The 16024-nt window shown below is 54.2% G+C and carries 17 protein-coding genes; 12 read left to right on the top strand and 5 right to left on the bottom strand.

The genetic code is table 11. The annotated features are described in order from the left end of the window. Window positions 1-13: 13 nt before the first annotated feature. The 3 genes from fimC to fimA form a co-directional block, all read right to left on the bottom strand. Window positions 14-706: a type 1 fimbria chaperone FimC gene (fimC, locus tag ACOTY5_RS01110; RefSeq protein WP_045142072.1), complete on the bottom strand. Its 693-nt coding sequence runs from the start codon at window positions 704-706 to the stop codon at window positions 14-16. Window positions 707-740: 34 nt separating this feature from the next. Further along, the gene (gene fimI / locus ACOTY5_RS01105; RefSeq protein ID WP_045142071.1) at window positions 741-1283 is read right to left on the bottom strand and encodes a type 1 fimbrial protein subunit FimI; all 543 of its coding nucleotides are present in this window, start codon (window positions 1281-1283) and stop codon (window positions 741-743) included. 69 nt (window positions 1284-1352) lie between these two features. After that, window positions 1353-1916: a type 1 fimbrial major subunit FimA gene (gene fimA, locus ACOTY5_RS01100; RefSeq protein WP_003858911.1), complete on the bottom strand. Its 564-nt coding sequence runs from the start codon at window positions 1914-1916 to the stop codon at window positions 1353-1355. A gap of 310 nt (window positions 1917-2226) precedes the next feature. Between fimA and folD the strand changes: the two genes are divergently transcribed. From folD to ACOTY5_RS01065, 7 genes are all read left to right on the top strand, one after another. Further along, the gene (gene folD, locus ACOTY5_RS01095; RefSeq protein WP_006809817.1) at window positions 2227-3093 is read left to right on the top strand and encodes a bifunctional methylenetetrahydrofolate dehydrogenase/methenyltetrahydrofolate cyclohydrolase FolD; all 867 of its coding nucleotides are present in this window, start codon (window positions 2227-2229) and stop codon (window positions 3091-3093) included. 2 nt (window positions 3094-3095) lie between these two features. After that, entirely contained in the window at window positions 3096-3308 is a 213-nt protein-coding gene (gene ybcJ, locus ACOTY5_RS01090) for a ribosome-associated protein YbcJ (protein ID WP_015571224.1), read from the top strand. A gap of 282 nt (window positions 3309-3590) precedes the next feature. Beyond that, window positions 3591-5090, top strand: coding sequence for a PTS transporter subunit EIIC (locus ACOTY5_RS01085; protein WP_003858916.1), 1500 nt, complete (start codon window positions 3591-3593; stop codon window positions 5088-5090). An 83-nt stretch (window positions 5091-5173) separates the two neighbouring features. Continuing rightward, complete coding sequence (gene malI / locus ACOTY5_RS01080; protein ID WP_017383234.1) at window positions 5174-6190, top strand: Mal regulon transcriptional regulator MalI; 1017 nt, start codon at window positions 5174-5176, stop codon at window positions 6188-6190. A gap of 73 nt (window positions 6191-6263) precedes the next feature. Next, a complete protein-coding gene (locus ACOTY5_RS01075; RefSeq protein WP_015571226.1) occupies window positions 6264-6785 on the top strand; it encodes a metal-dependent hydrolase in 522 nt (173 codons plus the stop codon). 288 nt (window positions 6786-7073) lie between these two features. Then, a complete protein-coding gene (locus ACOTY5_RS01070; protein ID WP_045142070.1) occupies window positions 7074-8081 on the top strand; it encodes a ParA family protein in 1008 nt (335 codons plus the stop codon). Beyond that, on the top strand, window positions 8074-8940 hold the full coding sequence (locus ACOTY5_RS01065) for an SIR2 family protein (RefSeq protein ID WP_045142069.1): 867 nt from the start codon (window positions 8074-8076) through the stop codon (window positions 8938-8940). The genes ACOTY5_RS01070 and ACOTY5_RS01065 overlap by 8 nt, the downstream gene beginning before the upstream one ends. A gap of 119 nt (window positions 8941-9059) precedes the next feature. On the opposite strand, the gene cysS is transcribed toward ACOTY5_RS01065, so the two are convergent. After that, the gene (cysS, locus tag ACOTY5_RS01060; RefSeq protein ID WP_032647477.1) at window positions 9060-10445 is read right to left on the bottom strand and encodes a cysteine--tRNA ligase; all 1386 of its coding nucleotides are present in this window, start codon (window positions 10443-10445) and stop codon (window positions 9060-9062) included. A 175-nt stretch (window positions 10446-10620) separates the two neighbouring features. Between cysS and ppiB the strand changes: the two genes are divergently transcribed. The 5 genes from ppiB to mnmH all read left to right on the top strand — a co-directional run bounded on the left by ppiB (window position 10621) and on the right by mnmH (window position 14689). After that, a complete protein-coding gene (ppiB, locus tag ACOTY5_RS01055) occupies window positions 10621-11115 on the top strand; it encodes a peptidylprolyl isomerase B (protein ID WP_000256009.1) in 495 nt (164 codons plus the stop codon). A 3-nt stretch (window positions 11116-11118) separates the two neighbouring features. After that, window positions 11119-11841 carry a UDP-2,3-diacylglucosamine diphosphatase gene (lpxH, locus tag ACOTY5_RS01050; protein WP_017694382.1) on the top strand — a complete coding sequence of 241 codons (723 nt, stop codon included), beginning with the start codon at window positions 11119-11121 and terminating at the stop codon, window positions 11839-11841. A gap of 119 nt (window positions 11842-11960) precedes the next feature. Further along, window positions 11961-12470, top strand: a complete 510-nt coding sequence (gene purE, locus ACOTY5_RS01045; protein ID WP_006809824.1) for a 5-(carboxyamino)imidazole ribonucleotide mutase — start codon at window positions 11961-11963, stop codon at window positions 12468-12470. Further along, complete coding sequence (gene purK, locus ACOTY5_RS01040; protein WP_003858922.1) at window positions 12467-13534, top strand: 5-(carboxyamino)imidazole ribonucleotide synthase; 1068 nt, start codon at window positions 12467-12469, stop codon at window positions 13532-13534. The genes purE and purK overlap by 4 nt, the downstream gene beginning before the upstream one ends. Before the next feature lie 84 nt (window positions 13535-13618). Next, on the top strand, window positions 13619-14689 hold the full coding sequence (mnmH, locus tag ACOTY5_RS01035) for a tRNA 2-selenouridine(34) synthase MnmH (RefSeq protein ID WP_032671351.1): 1071 nt from the start codon (window positions 13619-13621) through the stop codon (window positions 14687-14689). Between the two features lie 87 nt (window positions 14690-14776). On the opposite strand, the gene ACOTY5_RS01030 is transcribed toward mnmH, so the two are convergent. Further along, complete coding sequence (locus ACOTY5_RS01030) at window positions 14777-15922, bottom strand: porin (RefSeq protein WP_045142068.1); 1146 nt, start codon at window positions 15920-15922, stop codon at window positions 14777-14779. Window positions 15923-16024 lie beyond the last annotated feature (102 nt).

The raw sequence follows: 16024 nt of genomic DNA, 5'->3' as shown, positions 1-16024 counted from the left end.
GCCCTGTCTCTGCTCACAGGCTGACGCTACGCGCCGGCGTAATGGCGCCATAGTCATTCACACTCTGCCAGGAGAGCGTGCCGCTCGTAGCGGCAGGCAGCACCTGCTGCGCCGAGCTTTTAGGAGCAACCATCAGGTTATCCAGCGTCTGACCGCCGAGCTTCAGATTGACCAGCGTGACGTAATACGGCGAGGCATTGCTCACCTTAAGATGGTTGCCGACGCGCTCAAAGCGCAGCTGTGAGAGCGCCTCTTCCGGCGGCATCGCCAGGTTAGCCGGGCGAACAAACAGCTTGATACGTGACAGAATAGCCAGTTGCAGGACGTTGTTACCGTCCTGATGTTTTTTGCTGACGGAGGGAATCGCTTTGACGTTCATGTAAAAGAGCGATTCGCGATCGGCAGGCAGCGCCGGGCCTGCGTAGATAATGCGCAGGGTGTTTTCGCTGGCCGGCTCGCTGACAAACAGCGGCGGCGTGACGGCAAAGGTTTTTTCCTTTTGCCCGTTGGCATTTTCTATCCACGCGTTAATTAAATAGCGCTCTTGTTTATTGCTGTTGGTGATCGCCAGCGACGTTTGTTTGGCATCGGCCGGATAAATAACGCGCGTCGCGCCCAGCGCAATCCCGCCGGACGCATTCGCGCTGGCAGAAACCATCATCAAAATAAAAGCTAAAAACAGTCCAGGTTTAATCAGGGTGTTCATCACAACCGTACCTTTAATAATTAGTTCGCAGGCGTCAGGGATAAATCAACGTAAACCAGACATTCGACTGAATAGTGCCTGGTACAAGGTGTTCGGAAATTGCCCGGTAGCGGGCGCTGAAATGAAATACCAGCTCGCGGGTGTCAATGGGTAACCAGCTCACCGCCGTCGCGTTCGGGATGATCTGACGTTGCTGTTCGTCAAAAAGCGCCAGCCCGACACCACTGCTGACCGCATTTTCCCCCGGCCGCGATGTCGCCAGGAAAACCTGCGGGTCTTCTGTCGGTGTCACTCCCTGGAACTGGATCCCCACGGTGCGGGAGACGTCCACGCTGCAATCCAGCAGACGTACGGTGAAAGGCACATTAACCGTGGAAAAGCTGCCGACGCCGGAAAAGGCGTTTGTGCGGTATTGCCCCATATCCACGCGCATATTCTGGCTGTCCGGGGCCACGGCGCAGCCGCCGTTAACCAGCTCTCCCTTGAGGTGTACTTTGCCGCCGTCAATGACCACGGTATGTGCGTTTACCGCTGGGGCAATCGCAAGGGCGCACAGCAGTATCCCAGTCCTTGTCATCCTTCGCTCCCGGTATAGGCGATCAAAAGACCTCTTCCCTGAGGCCAGACACATCCCTGTACTCAGGCATTACTCGTATTTCATTACGAATGTTGCATCCGCGTTTGCCTGGCCCGGCTCGGTGGTCGCCGCCGTGGCTTTATAGCGCGCGGTGAAGTTCAGGGTGTTAGTCCCTTCAATCAGGTTCTGCGCCGCAGAGAAGGTGGCGCCGTCCGGGGTCAGCGTGGAGGATTTGCTGTCGAGGATCTCAATACCTACGCCCTTCGCGGAGTTGTCGTTGTTACCGGAGCTTACCGCCAGCAGCGTTTTGTCGGTGGCGTCGATCTGGCCGGTAAACGCGACAGCAGCGGTTTTCGCTACCGCAGGATCGCAGTCGTTCAGTTCGATGGTGAACGGAATATTGGAGGTGGTGTCACCCACTTTAGTGAATTTCGCGGTACGGTACTGGCCAAGATTAACCGTCTGCTCTGAAGAGTCAGTATTCACTGAACACGCGGCATTCACTAATTCACCTTTAAAATGCACCGTACCACCGTTTACAGATACAGGCGCTACCGGATCTTCTGCGTGAGCGGCACCCGCGACCAGGGCCAGAGTTGCAATAACAGTAGAAGCAATGTTGCTGAGTTTCATGTCTATTCCTTTAAAATGTAAATAACCCTTCCCGCGCATATTCGGGAATAAGAAATACGTTCAATTAAAAAATTGAAGGCTTATTTCGGAGAGGACAAAGTAGCTCAGGAATCTATTTCGTAATATGTCAAAACGCTGCCATTTTGCCAGGTCACATCCTAATCGCCTCTAAGAAATTGACCATGCCCTGAGAAGGGGTTTTGCGGGCCATCGATGAAATCTCGTAAAGGGTGACTGACAGCGGCGCTCGCTTCTGACAAAATACAGGCAATCCCCCCTTTCTAACGTTACAGACGGAATCTTCTCTCTGATGGCAGCAAAGATTATTGACGGTAAAACGATTGCGCAGCAGGTGCGCTCTGAGGTTGCGGAAAAAGTGAAGGCGCGTAAAGCCGCCGGATTTCGCGCCCCCGGGCTGGCCGTTGTGCTGGTTGGCAGCAACCCGGCTTCGCAAATTTATGTCGGCAGCAAACGCAAAGCGTGTGAAGAGGTGGGGTTCGTCTCCCGCTCTTACGATCTGCCGGAAACCACCAGCGAAGCGGAACTGCTGGAACTGATCGACACTCTGAATGCCGATAAAGAGATCGACGGCATCCTGGTTCAGCTGCCGCTGCCTGCGGGCATTGACAACGTGAAGGTGCTGGAGCGCATCGCGCCAGACAAAGATGTTGACGGTTTCCATCCGTATAACGTAGGCCGACTGTGCCAGCGCGCGCCGCGCCTGCGTCCGTGCACCCCGCGCGGCATCGTGACGCTGCTGGAGCGTTATAACATCGATACCTATGGCCTCAACGCCGTGGTGATTGGCGCCTCCAACATCGTGGGCCGCCCGATGAGCATGGAGCTGCTGCTGGCGGGCTGTACCACCACCGTTACCCACCGCTTCACTAAAAACCTGCGTCACCACGTCGAAAACGCCGATCTGCTGATCGTTGCGGTCGGCAAGCCGGGCTTTATTCCGGGCGAGTGGATCAAAGAGGGCGCAATCGTCGTGGACGTGGGTATTAACCGTCTGGAAAACGGCAAAGTGGTCGGCGACGTGGTGTATGAAGATGCCGCAGCGCGCGCATCCTATATCACTCCGGTCCCGGGCGGCGTAGGCCCGATGACGGTAGCAACACTGATTCAGAATACCTTGCAGGCGTGCGAGGAGTATCACGACGTAGAGGACGCGTAATCATGGCAACTTTTTCTTTAGGTAAACACCCGCACGTTGAGCTGTGCGATCTGCTGAAGCTGGAAGGCTGGAGCGAAAGCGGCGCGCAGGCGAAGATCGTCATCGCCGACGGGCAGGTAAAAGTAGACGGCTCGGTGGAAACCCGCAAGCGCTGCAAAATTGTCGCGGGTCAGACCGTGAGCTTCGCAGGACAAAGCGTGACCGTGACGGCCTGAGCTGTCTGATGCCCGGTGGCGCTGCGCTTACCGGGCCTACGTACTGTCTCCGTTTGTAGGCCGGGTAAGGCGAAGCCGCCACCCGGCAATTTCTCTCACAATCCCCTCACACCCATCACGGTTAATTATCGATCAACTTCAAATAATCACTATTCCCTCTGGCGAAATGTGAAAATTAAGTTGCGCGATTTTCAGACTTTCCCCACGATAAGTAGAACGTTCTACTAAAACGTTCTACTTACAATAACAGCGTGAAAAAAGCGCTACTCGGGGGAAATCAGCATGAGCCTGATATCAGGGTTTGTTAAATCGCTGTCTAAGTTATCGATGATTGGTCGCGCCTTAATGCTGCCAATTTCACTGCTTCCCGCTGCGGGCCTGCTGCTGGCCTTCGGCGATAAGTTCCATCTGCCGCTGATGATGAACGCCGGCGGGGTTATCTTTGATAACCTGCCGATGCTGTTCGCCATCGGCTCTGCCGTTGGACTGGCTTCGGAATCCGGCATTGCCGCACTCTCTGCGGCGGTCTCCGTGTTTGTCACCAACATCACCATCAGCACCGTGCTGAGCATCACGCCGGAAATGGCCTCTCAGGGCGGCAAATACGCCATGGTCGTTGGCATTCCGACGTTGCAGATGGGCGTCTTTGGCGGCCTGATCTGCGGTATTCTTGCGGCCTGGTGTTACAACCGCTTCCACACCATGCAGCTGCCGGAGTTCCTCGGCTTCTTCTCCGGCAAGCGCTTTGTGGCGATTGCGACGGCGTTTCTGTCGTTCCTGCTCGGCCTGCTGCTGCCGTACGTCTGGCAGCATATTCAATCCGGGATCGACGCCCTGTCCGTGGTGGTGAATGGAGATAACCAGGCGGCCTCGACCTTTATCTTCGGGCTGGTGGAGCGCGCGTTGATCCCGCTCGGCCTGCACCATATCTGGTATCCCTCCTTCTGGTATTCCTTCGGGGATTACACTACCCAGGCGGGTCAGGTGATCCACGGTGACCAGACCATCTGGTTCAAGATGCTGGAAGAGGGAGTGAAATCCTTCAGCAGCGACACCTACCAGAACGCCGGGAAATTCATGCAGGGCGAGTTCCCGCTGATGCTGTTCGCACTGCCCGCAGCGTGTCTGGCGATGTACCACGAAGCGCACACGAAGAATAAGAAAATCGCGGCCGGTATTCTGTTCTCTGCGGCCCTCACCTGCTTCCTGACGGGCATCACCGAGCCGGTAGAGTTCACCTTTATCTTCGTGGCGCCGATCCTTTACGTCTTCAACGCCATCATGGCGGGCCTGGCGTACATGACCATGTACCTGCTGCATGCGCACATCGCCAAGTCGTTCTCGGCGGGCTTTATCGACTACCTGTCGTTCGGGATCCTGCCGTCGTTTAACGGCTATCAGACCAACTTCCTGAGCGCCATTATCATCGGCATTCCGATGGCATTGATCTACTACTTCACCTTCCGCTTCGTGATCCGTCGCTTCGACGTGAAAACGCCGGGCCGCACCGAAGTGACCGCCAGCGCGAATGACAAGTCCGATTCCGAACTTGCCACCGAAATCATCGGCCTGCTGGGCGGTGCGCAGAACATTGATTCCGTCGGCTCCTGCATCACGCGTCTGCGTCTGGAAGTGGCGAAGAGCGAAGCGGTGGACCGGGACGGGCTGAACGGGCTTGGCGCGCGCGGCGTGGTGTTCGTTGGCGATAACGGAATACAGGTGATTTTCGGGGCCAGAGCACAGTTTATCGCCCAGACCATGTCCACGATGATTGGCAAATAATAAGATGCCTGAAGGAGGCGTCTCCTGTACGCTGGGGGACGCCTCTTATCTGGCTGATAATCGGGAAATTTCAGGGAGCGGTTTTGAAGAAAGTCAGCATCATTGATGTCGCAAAGCATGCGGGCGTGTCGGTTTCTACCGTTTCGCTGGTGCTGCGCCAGAAAGGGAAGATCTCAGAGGCGACGATCGGGAAGGTCAATGCCGCCATCACAACGCTGGGCTATGTTCATAACGTCGCCGCTGCCAACCTTCGCGCCAACACCTCCAACTTAATCGGCCTGATCCTGCGCGACTTCAGCGACAGCTTTTCCATCAAGGTGATGGCGAGCATCGTTCAGGAGCTGGAGAAGCAGGGTTATATGGTTTTTCTCGGTCAGCCGCTGAACGACGGCGAACATCTTGAGCGTACCCTGCTCTCATTTAAGCAGCAGGGCGTGGCGGGCGTCATCTACCTGGCGTCGGACACCCGCGCCGCCTCTCTTCCGGAACACATTCGTCACTGCCCGCTGCCGCTTGTGGCGGTTTCGCAGTCGTTGCTGGAAGAGAAATGCAACCTGGTGATGCGCGATAATCGCCAGGCGGCGAACCTGGCCGCGCGTTATCTTATCGAGCGCGGGCACCGTAACATCGCCTACATTGGCGGGCGCGACGGGTGCCGTATCCGCGAGCAGCGCCTGCTTGGTTTTCGCAGCGCGATGACGCAAAGCGGCCTGGTCTGGCGTGAGGAATATTCTCCCGCCTGCACCGATGACACGCAGGCGGCGGCCATGGCGACTCGTCAGCTGCTGGAGAAGAACAACACGATTACCGCCCTGCTCTGCCATTCACCGGACGCGATGATCGGTTCAATCTCAGGTATTCACCAGGTGGGGCGCACGGTGGGTAAAGACGTGTTTTTAACCCAGCAGGTGGCGCTGATTGGTTTTGAAGATATGCTCCACATTAATCTCACGTCGCCGTCACTGACTTACGTTTCGTCTGCCAGCGAAGAGACCGGCCGCCAGGCGGCAGGGCTGATGATCCGCAGGCTGAAAGAGCCGGATCTGCAAACGCAGCGCATTACCCTCTCCGGGCAGCTTATCGCGCGGGAATCGGCGTAAAATCAGAATTTAGCACAGGTTTGCTGCGGCGGATCTGCTGCTATATTCCCATGATTTGCCATGGATAAATGCAATGCCTACCGTTATCACCCACGCTGCCGTACCTCTGTGTCTGGGCTTAGGGCTCGGAACCAAAGTCATCCCACCCCGCCTGCTGTTTGCCGGGATCGTCCTCGCCATGCTGCCCGATGCCGACGTACTGGCGTTTAAATTCGGTGTCGCCTACGGGAATATTTTCGGCCACCGCGGTTTCACTCATTCGCTACTGTTTGCCCTGGTGGTGCCGATACTCTGCGTGCTGGCAGGCCGACGTTGGTTCAGGGCCAGCCTGACGCGCTGCTGGCTGTTTTTAACCGTGTCATTGCTGTCGCACAGCCTGCTGGATTCAATAACGACAGGCGGGAAAGGCGTCGGCTGGCTGTGGCCATGGTCTGATGAACGCTTCTTTGCGCCGTGGCAGGTGATCAAGGTCGCGCCGTTTGCGCTGTCGCGCTATACCACGCCGTACGGGCATCAGGTAATCATTTCAGAACTGCTGTGGGTGTGGCTGCCGGGGATGGTGCTGATGGGGTTGCTGTGGTGGAGGCGGAGGTAAAAGAAAAGCCGGGTGGCGGCTACGCCTTACCCGGCCTGCGGTCGTGATTTTGTAGGCCCGGTAAGCGTTAGCGCCACCGGGCATCGAAGCCCATTGGACCAATAAACACTTTAACTGAAATTTTTGTATCTCTTATTTCCTGCTTGTATCAAATAATAATAACTATTATATCTGCGACCAAGGTAAATCACGTTAATATAACTTGACTTTTGTGTAATGTGATCCAAAGCACTATCGCTGATTATTCAATCATTTATAAGAATAAAAACTCTTTTAGACGAGAATGGAATGAAAAGCATAGTATTCTTTAACAACAAAGGTGGTGTTGGTAAAACCACCTTATTATGCAACATTGGTGCTTATTTATCACTTGAAATGGGTAAGAAAGTGCTTGTTGTTGATGCGGATCCTCAATGTAACTCTACTAGTTATTGTTTAGGCGATACCAAACTCGAAAAACTGTACTCGTTAGATAAACGTAATACTGTAGAAAATTTTATGAGTCCAGTCCGTAAAGGTAAGGGTTATTTGCTTGAACGCGTAGAGCCAATCAAAACAGATCGTTTTGGTTTTGATCTGCTTCCTGGTGACCCTAAATTAGCATTAAGTGAAGATTTATTGGCTAGCGATTGGGATCCTGCAACAGGAGGAAAGCCACGGGGTTTGCAAACAACATTTGTTTTCGCTCAATTAGCGAGTATGTATTCTGAGTATGATTATGTCCTTTTTGATGTAGGTCCATCACTCGGTGCACTCAACAGGTCAGTACTTATCTCATGTGATTATTTCTTAATACCAATGTCAGTTGATATGTTCAGCTTATTAGCCTTAAATAACATTCATCAATCTTTAGAAAATTGGAAAAAAGGTATTGAAACCGGTCTCGCTGCATATAAACATGATGAAGGCGAGGATTACTGTGTCTTAAAAAATAAAGCAACCTGGAAGTTAGAATTCATTGGTTACGCAATGCAACAATACAAAGGTAAAACTGTCCGAGGAGAAAAAGTAAAGGTCAATGCATATGAAAAAATTGCGAAAAGAGTGCCTAAGATAATGAAAAATGAGATCATTGATATCTTTGCGAATAAAAAAATATCTACATTTGATCTCGGTCAGATTGAAAATATGAATAGCTTAATACCTCTTTCTCAACTGGCAAACTCCCCTATATTCTCTTTAAAAGGTAAAGATGGTGTAGTTGGCTCTCATTTTACAAAGGTGAGCGATGCTAGGGCGCTTTATGGCGAAATATGCCGTAAACTTCTTAAAAACATAGGGTTGTTAAATGATTAAATGGCACAACTCTTTAGTCGATGATTTAGCCCGCCGCCGTTGTATTCTTTTTCTCGGTGCTGGCGTATCAATGAATAGTGTAGGTAATGACGGAAAAATTCCTCCAAGTTGGAAAGAATTTTTGACGCACTGTCTTGATAGTATTGATAAGCCCCAACAAATCAGGAAACTAATTAATAACGAAGATTTTCTCACAGCTTGCGAGATTATAAGATCAAAATTACAGCGAGGTCAATTTGACTCATTATTAAAAGAAGAGTTTTTAGCACCTAAGTATATCAAGGCTGAGATTCATGAACTCCTTTTTAAACTTGACTGCAGAATTGTTGTTACACCCAATTTTGATAAAATTTATGAAACGTATGTTTCAAAAGCAACTGAAGGAACCGCAATTGTTAAAACCTATTATGATGACGATATAGCTTCTGTAATAAGAGAGAATGGCCGTGTAATTTTAAAGATCCACGGAACAATAGACAACACTAAGAACTTAATATTTTCACGAAAAGACTATGCAAAAGCACGTTCTTCCCATAGAGATTTTTATGAGATTTTAAATGCGCTTAGCCTAACTCATACTTTTCTTTTTATAGGATGCGGGATTAATGATCCTGATATAAGACTATTACTCGAGGATTCTTTCTTTAAACATAACTCCACAAAACCTCATTACTTGGTTTCATCTGATAAGAGCATTAACTCTGAGCTAGTACCTATCATAGAGGAAACATTAAATGTAAATATTCTTACTTATAAAGAAATTCGTAAAAGTCATGGAGAGTTGATTAAAAGTATTAATGAGTTGCTTAAACTAGTTGAGCAAAAAAGATTAGAAATCAAACAAACAATGAACTGGTAAAACAATTCGGTTAGATAATAATAAATGGATGACAATATATTTAAAATGTAAAAAATATCATGAGGCGCAATATCGAATTGTTGGCCCGGTAAGCGTTAGCGCCACCGGGCATTACGGACCTACTTACGACGCCAGGTGGTTCCCTGCGGGCCATCTTCCAGAATAATGCCCATCTCGGTCAGACGGTTACGCGCCGCATCCGCCGCCGCCCAGTCTTTCGCCTGACGCGCTTCGAGACGTGCTTTGATCAGTGCTTCAATTTCCGCCACTTCACCGTCGTCCGCCTGCGCGCCGCTTTGCAGGAACAGGTCCGGCTCCTGCTCCAGCAGGCCGAGCACGGAAGAGAGCTTACGCAGATGAGACGCCAGCGCATTGGCCGCCGCCATATCTTCTGACTTCAGGCGGTTCACCTCACGCGCCATGTCGAACAGCACGGAGTAGGCTTCCGGGGTGTTGAAGTCGTCGTTCATCACCTCAACAAAGCGGGCTTCGAACGCCTCACCGCCTGCGGCCGGAACCGATTTATCGGTGCCGCGCAGTGCGGTATACAGACGCTCCAGCGCAGCGCGCGCCTGCTTCAGGTTCTCTTCGCTGTAGTTCAGCTGGCTGCGATAGTGGCCGGACATCAGGAAGTAGCGCACGGTTTCCGCGTCGTAATACTTCAGCACGTCGCGCACGGTAAAGAAGTTGCCCAGCGATTTCGACATCTTCTCGCGGTCAACCATCACCATCCCGGAGTGCATCCAGTAGTTCACGTACTCGCCGCCGTGAGCGCAGGTGGACTGCGCGATTTCGTTTTCGTGGTGCGGGAACATCAGATCCGAACCGCCGCCGTGGATGTCGAAATGGTTACCCAGCTGTTTGCAGTTCATCGCGGAACATTCAATGTGCCAGCCCGGACGCCCTTCGCCCCACGGGGATGGCCAGCTCGGTTCGCCCGCTTTGGACATCTTCCACAGCACGAAGTCCATCGGATTACGCTTCACGTCAACCACGTCCACGCGCGCACCGGCCTGGAGCTGGTCCAGATCCTGGCGGGAAAGCGCACCGTAGGTTGGGTCCGTCGGCACCGAGAACATCACGTCGCCGTTGTCCGCCACATAGGCGTGACCGCGCTCGATCAGCGTTTGGGTGATATCAATGATTTCATGGATATGGTGGGTCGCACGCGGCTCGCTGTCCGGGCGCAGAATATTTAAGGCATCAAAATCCTTGTGCATTTCGGCGATCATGCGATCCACCAGCGCGACAAAGCTTTCGCCATTTTCATTAGCACGTTTAATGATTTTGTCGTCGATGTCGGTGATGTTGCGCACGTACTTCAGGTTATAGCCCAGGAAGCGCAGGTAGCGTGACACCACGTCGAACGCGACAAAGGTACGGCCATGGCCGATATGACAGAGATCGTAAACCGTAATACCACACACGTACATGCCGACTTCCCCGGCATGGATAGGTTTAAATTCCTCTTTTTGGCGCGTCATTGTATTAAAGATTTTTAACATCGAAGATTCCATGTAAACACGTGTGTGGATTGTTTGTTCCTTATAATACCCATAATTCGGAGTACGGTCAGCACACAATGCAAGGTGATCGTGTCCTGTGGTTATGCTATAACAAGCCCCTATATGTGACCCGAGCACGGGTCGACGCACCACAATAACGGAACAGGATGCAAAAATGGTTACTTTCCACACTAATCATGGCGATATCGTAATCAAAACCTTTGATGACAAAGCGCCTGAAACAGTTAAAAACTTCCTGGACTACTGCCGCGAAGGTTTCTACAACAACACCATTTTCCACCGTGTGATCAACGGCTTTATGATCCAGGGCGGCGGTTTCGAGCCTGGCATGCGCCAGAAAGAGACGAAAGAAGCGATCAAAAACGAAGCGAACAACGGCCTGAAAAACACCCGTGGTACGCTGGCAATGGCCCGTACTCAGGCGCCACACTCTGCGACCGCACAGTTCTTCATCAACGTAGCGGACAACGACTTCCTGAACTTCTCTGGCGAAAGTCTGCAAGGCTGGGGCTACTGCGTATTCGCAGAAGTGGTTGAAGGAATGGACGTGGTCGACAAGATCAAAGCCGTTTCTACTGGCCGCAGCGGTATGCACCAGGACGTTCCTAAAGAAGACGTTGTGATCACAAGCGTGACCGTCAGCGAGTAATTCGTGGCGACACTCTTTATTGCGGATCTGCATCTGCAAACAGAAGAACCGGCGATAACCGCCGGTTTTCTGCGTTTTTTACGCGGTGAAGCGAAAAGCGCCGACGCGCTGTACATTCTGGGCGACCTGTTTGAGGCCTGGATAGGCGACGACGATCCGAACCCGCTGCACCGTGAGATAGCTGCGGCCATTAAAGTGCTGGTGGATTCCGGCGTCCCCTGCTATTTCATTCACGGCAACCGTGATTTCCTGATCGGCCAGCGCTACGCCCGCGAGAGCGGTATGACGCTGCTGCCGGAAGAGCAGGTGCTCAACCTCTATGGCCGCAATATTCTGATCATGCACGGCGACACGCTCTGCACTGACGATACCGGCTACCTGGCGTTTCGCGCCAAAGTTCACACCCCGTGGATCCAGAAAGTGTTCCTCGCCCTGCCGCTGTTTATCCGCAACCGCATCGCCGCCAGAATGCGCGCGGGCAGCAAGGCCGCCAACAGCAGCAAATCGATGACCATCATGGACGTCAATCCGCAGGCGGTGGTGAAGGTGATGGAGAAGCATCGCGTTCAGTGGCTGATCCACGGCCATACCCATCGTCCCGATGTGCATTCCCTTATCGCCAACGGCGAGCCCGCCCATCGCGTGGTTTTAGGCGCCTGGCACAGCGAAGGATCGATGGTCAAAGTTACGCCGGAAGGTGTCGAACTGATCGCCTTCCCGTTTTAACGCCTCCCCGTCTTTTCGCTCATTTCCCGACCACGCAACCGTTTTCCTTGCCGGTATTACATGCTATTCTCTGTGCCCTCGAAAGCAGTGTGTTCCGCACCACAGGAGTTTTAAGACGCATGTCTTCCCGCAATAATCCGGCGCGTGTCGCCATCGTGATGGGGTCCAAAAGCGACTGGGCTACCATGCAGTTCGCCGCCGAAATCTTTGAAATCCTGAATGTTCCGCACCACGTCGAAGTGGTTTCCGCGCACCGTACGCCGGATAAACTGTTCAGCTTCGCCGAAAGCGCCGAAGAGAACGGTTACGAGGTGATCATTGCCGGTGCGGGCGGCGCAGCACATCTGCCGGGCATGATTGCCGCCAAAACGCTGGTGCCGGTACTGGGTGTTCCCGTGCAAAGCGCCGCGTTAAGCGGGGTGGATAGCCTTTACTCTATCGTCCAGATGCCGCGCGGTATTCCTGTCGGTACCCTGGCGATTGGTAAAGCAGGTGCGGCAAATGCCGCCCTGCTGGCCGCGCAGATCCTGGCGACGCATGATAAAGATTTGCACCAGCGTCTGGCGGAGTGGCGTAAAGCCCAGACCGATGAGGTGCTGGATAACCCGGATCCGCGGGGTGCAGCATGAAGCAGGTTTGCGTTCTTGGTAATGGTCAGCTTGGCCGGATGCTACGTCAGGCCGGTGAGCCGCTGGGTATTGCCGTCTGGCCCGTCGGGCTGGATGCCGAGCCGGAAGCCGTGCCGTTCCATCAGAGCGTGATCACCGCCGAAATTGAACGCTGGCCGGAAACCGCCCTGACCCGCGAGCTGGCGCGCCATAACGCCTTTGTGAACCGCGACGTCTTCCCGATCATTGCCGACCGTCTCACGCAAAAACAGCTTTTCGACAAGCTCGGCCTCGCGACCGCGCCGTGGCAGCTGCTTTCCGATAAGCGCGAGTGGGATGACGTGTTTGCGATGCTGGGAGACCTGGCGATTGTGAAGCGTCGCGTCGGCGGCTACGACGGCCGCGGGCAGTGGCGCCTGCGCGCGAACGACACCGCCGAGCTGCCGGACGACTGCTACGGCGAGTGCATTGTTGAGCAGGGCATTAACTTTAGCGGTGAAGTGTCGCTGGTTGGCGCGCGCGGGCATGACGGGCACACCGTTTTTTACCCGCTAACGCATAACCTGCATCAGGACGGGATTCTGCGCACCAGCGTCGCCTTCCCGCAGGCCAATGCTGACCAGCAGGCGCAGGCGGAAGAGATGCTCTCTGCCATCATGCATGAACTGGGCTATGTGGGCGTGATGGCGATGGAGTGTTTCGTCACGCCGTCGGGTCTGCTGATCAACGAACTTGCGCCGCGCGTGCACAACAGCGGCCACTGGACGCAAAACGGCGCCTCCATCAGCCAGTTCGAGCTGCACCTGCGCGCCATCACCGATCTGCCGCTGCCGCAGCCGGTGGTGACCAGCCCGTCGGTGATGATCAACCTGATCGGCACCGATCTGAACTACAACTGGCTGAAGCTGCCGCTGGTGCACCTGCACTGGTACGACAAAGAGGTGCGTCCGGGGCGTAAGGTCGGCCATCTGAACCTGAACGATACCGACACGGACCGCCTGAGCGCCACGCTGGAAGCGATTGTTCCCCTGCTGCCGCCAGAATATGCGAGCGGTATTGTCTGGGCGCAGTCAAAACTGAAGTAAGTATCCCTCGCCGGGGAGTTGACCTTCCCCTTCCCCGGCGTACAATCCCCGCCCATTGCTGCTCAGTTTTCTTCTGGAACCACCATGAACGATGGAACGGACTATCGCGCGATCCTCGCGTCCGATACCCCTTTAATCGACGTTCGCGCGCCGATCGAATTTGCCCAGGGTGCGATGCCCGCCGCACTCAACCTGCCCTTAATGAACGACGACGAGCGTGCCGCCGTCGGCACCTGCTATAAACGCCAGGGTCCGGACGCCGCGCTGGCGCTCGGCCATAGCCTGGTCAACGGCGAGACGCGCGAGGCGCGCATCAGCGCCTGGCGGGAAGCCAGCCTTGCCCATCCTGAGGGCTACCTTTGCTGCGCGCGCGGTGGCCAGCGCTCACACATCTCCCAGGCCTGGCTGAAAGAGGCGGGCATCGACTACCCGCTGATCCGCGGCGGCTATAAGGCCCTGCGTCAGACGGCGATTCAGGTGACCATTGAGCAGTCACAAAAGCCGATGGTGCTTATCGGCGGCTGCACCGGTAACGGGAAAACGCTGCTGGTGAAGCAGCATGCGCAGGGCATCGATCTGGAAGGGCTGGCGCACCATCGCGGCTCGTCGTTTGGCCGCACGCTCACCCCGCAGCTTTCTCAGGCGAGCTTCGAGAATCACCTTGCGGTTGAGCTATTGAAAAAAGACGCCGCGCGCTGGGTGCTTGAAGACGAGGGCCGGATGATTGGCTCTAACCACCTGCCGGAGTGCCTGCGCGACCGCATGGCTGAAGCGCCTGTCGTAGTGGTCGAGGATCCGTTTGAGATCCGTCTTGAGCGCCTGCGCGAAGAGTATTTCGTCCACATGTGGGCCGACTTTTCTGCCGCCTACGGTGAAGAGGCGGGCTGGAAAGCGTACAGCGAATATCTGCATCACGGCCTGTACGCCATTCGTCGCCGTCTGGGGCTGCAACGCTTTGCGGAATTTACCGCCCTGCTGGATGCCGCGCTTGTCGAGCAACAGCGTACTGGCAGCACTGACGCGCACTTCAGCTGGCTTGTGCCGTTGCTGAAGGACTATTACGACCCGATGTACGGCTATCAGCTGGAGAAAAAGGCGGAGAAGATTGTGTATCGCGGGACGTACGAAGAAATTGCTGAGTGGCTCGATCGCTGAAAAAAGCCGGGTGGCGGCTACGCCTTACCCGGCCTACGCGTACTTTTGTAGGCCCGGTAAGCGCAGCGCCACCGGGGAACAAACCACTTAGAAGTCGTAACGCAGACGCACCAGGTTCATATCGCCCAGGTTGTCGGTGCTGGAGGTGAACACGTGTTCGTAATCCACGCGGAAACCGTAATCCAGCTGGAAGCTGATACCCACACCGTTGTCGATGCGCTGGTAGTTACGGCCATTCACGTACTCAATACGGTCGCCCATGAAGTACGGCTGGATGGATTTCACCGCATACTGACCAACCGGGAACTTGTAACCCGCAAAGTATTCAATACCCCATGCATCACCGGCGAAGTAGTCGTTAACGGACACTTTTTTGGTGGTCAGGAAGTTCTGATACCAGCCGCCGCCTGCGGAGAAGGTCCAGTTATCCGGCGTCCAGCTCAGGGCGGTACCAAGGATGTTCTGGTCGTAGGATTTGCTGTCGCCGTTGTCCGGGTTACGCATGTCCGCGCGGGTGTAGTTCCACGCTGCGCCCCAGGTCAGATCGGTAGTCAGGTGATAATCGATACCCAGTGAACCGCCGCCTTTACGTTTGTAACGCAGGCCGTTGCCCGGCAGGTATTCGCTGTCTTCAAACAGGTAAGAGGCGTAGATGTCAGCATCGCCCACGGTTTTCTTGTACTTCAGCATCTGGCGTGAACGGTAAGAGCCGTCATAGTCGCCGTTGATCCCGTTACCTGGCGCCTGACCAATCATGTCGTAGTCCCAGATATCGGTTTTTGCGCCCACTACGTCATAGTACACGCTGTTCTGCTGGCCGAAGGTCAGCGAACCCCAGGTGTCGCTCTTCAGACCGGTGTAGAGCATACGACGAGAGGTGTCGTGCGCGCCGTCGGCGTAGTGATGATCCCAGTTGAACTGCGCCGGAATGTTCACACCCAGCTCGTAGTAGCTGATCCAGCTGATGTCATCGAACAGGTAGTAATCCGCAGCGAAACGGAAGCGGGTGCCGCCGTCAAAGCCGTTGCGCTTGTAGCTGTTTTTGCCGTCATCACCGGTCATATTCTGAAACTGAGGACGAATACTGCCGCCAACGGTAAAGTTCAGGCGGCTCAGCGGGTTACCCGCCTGCGGATCCTGTTTCAGAAGGGTGATTTCCGCCTGAGATGCGAATGAAGCCAATGCCACTGCTGCGCCGATCGTTGTCGCCAGCGCTGTTTTTCTTATAGTCATTCTTTTTCCTTGATAGACACGCTGCTAAATATTTAGCTGGTGAATATTAACCGGAAAAATTCGGGCTGTGTGGGCGGGTTTTTAATGTTTTGTGCTACTAAA

Origin of the sequence: Enterobacter cloacae complex sp. SHL018 (genome assembly GCF_049237905.1) — a bacterium.
Classification (GTDB): Bacteria; Pseudomonadota; Gammaproteobacteria; order Enterobacterales; family Enterobacteriaceae; genus Enterobacter; species Enterobacter hormaechei_C.
The sequence above is the reverse complement of the archived record's forward strand: the minus strand, read 5'-3'. Positions and strand labels throughout refer to the sequence as shown.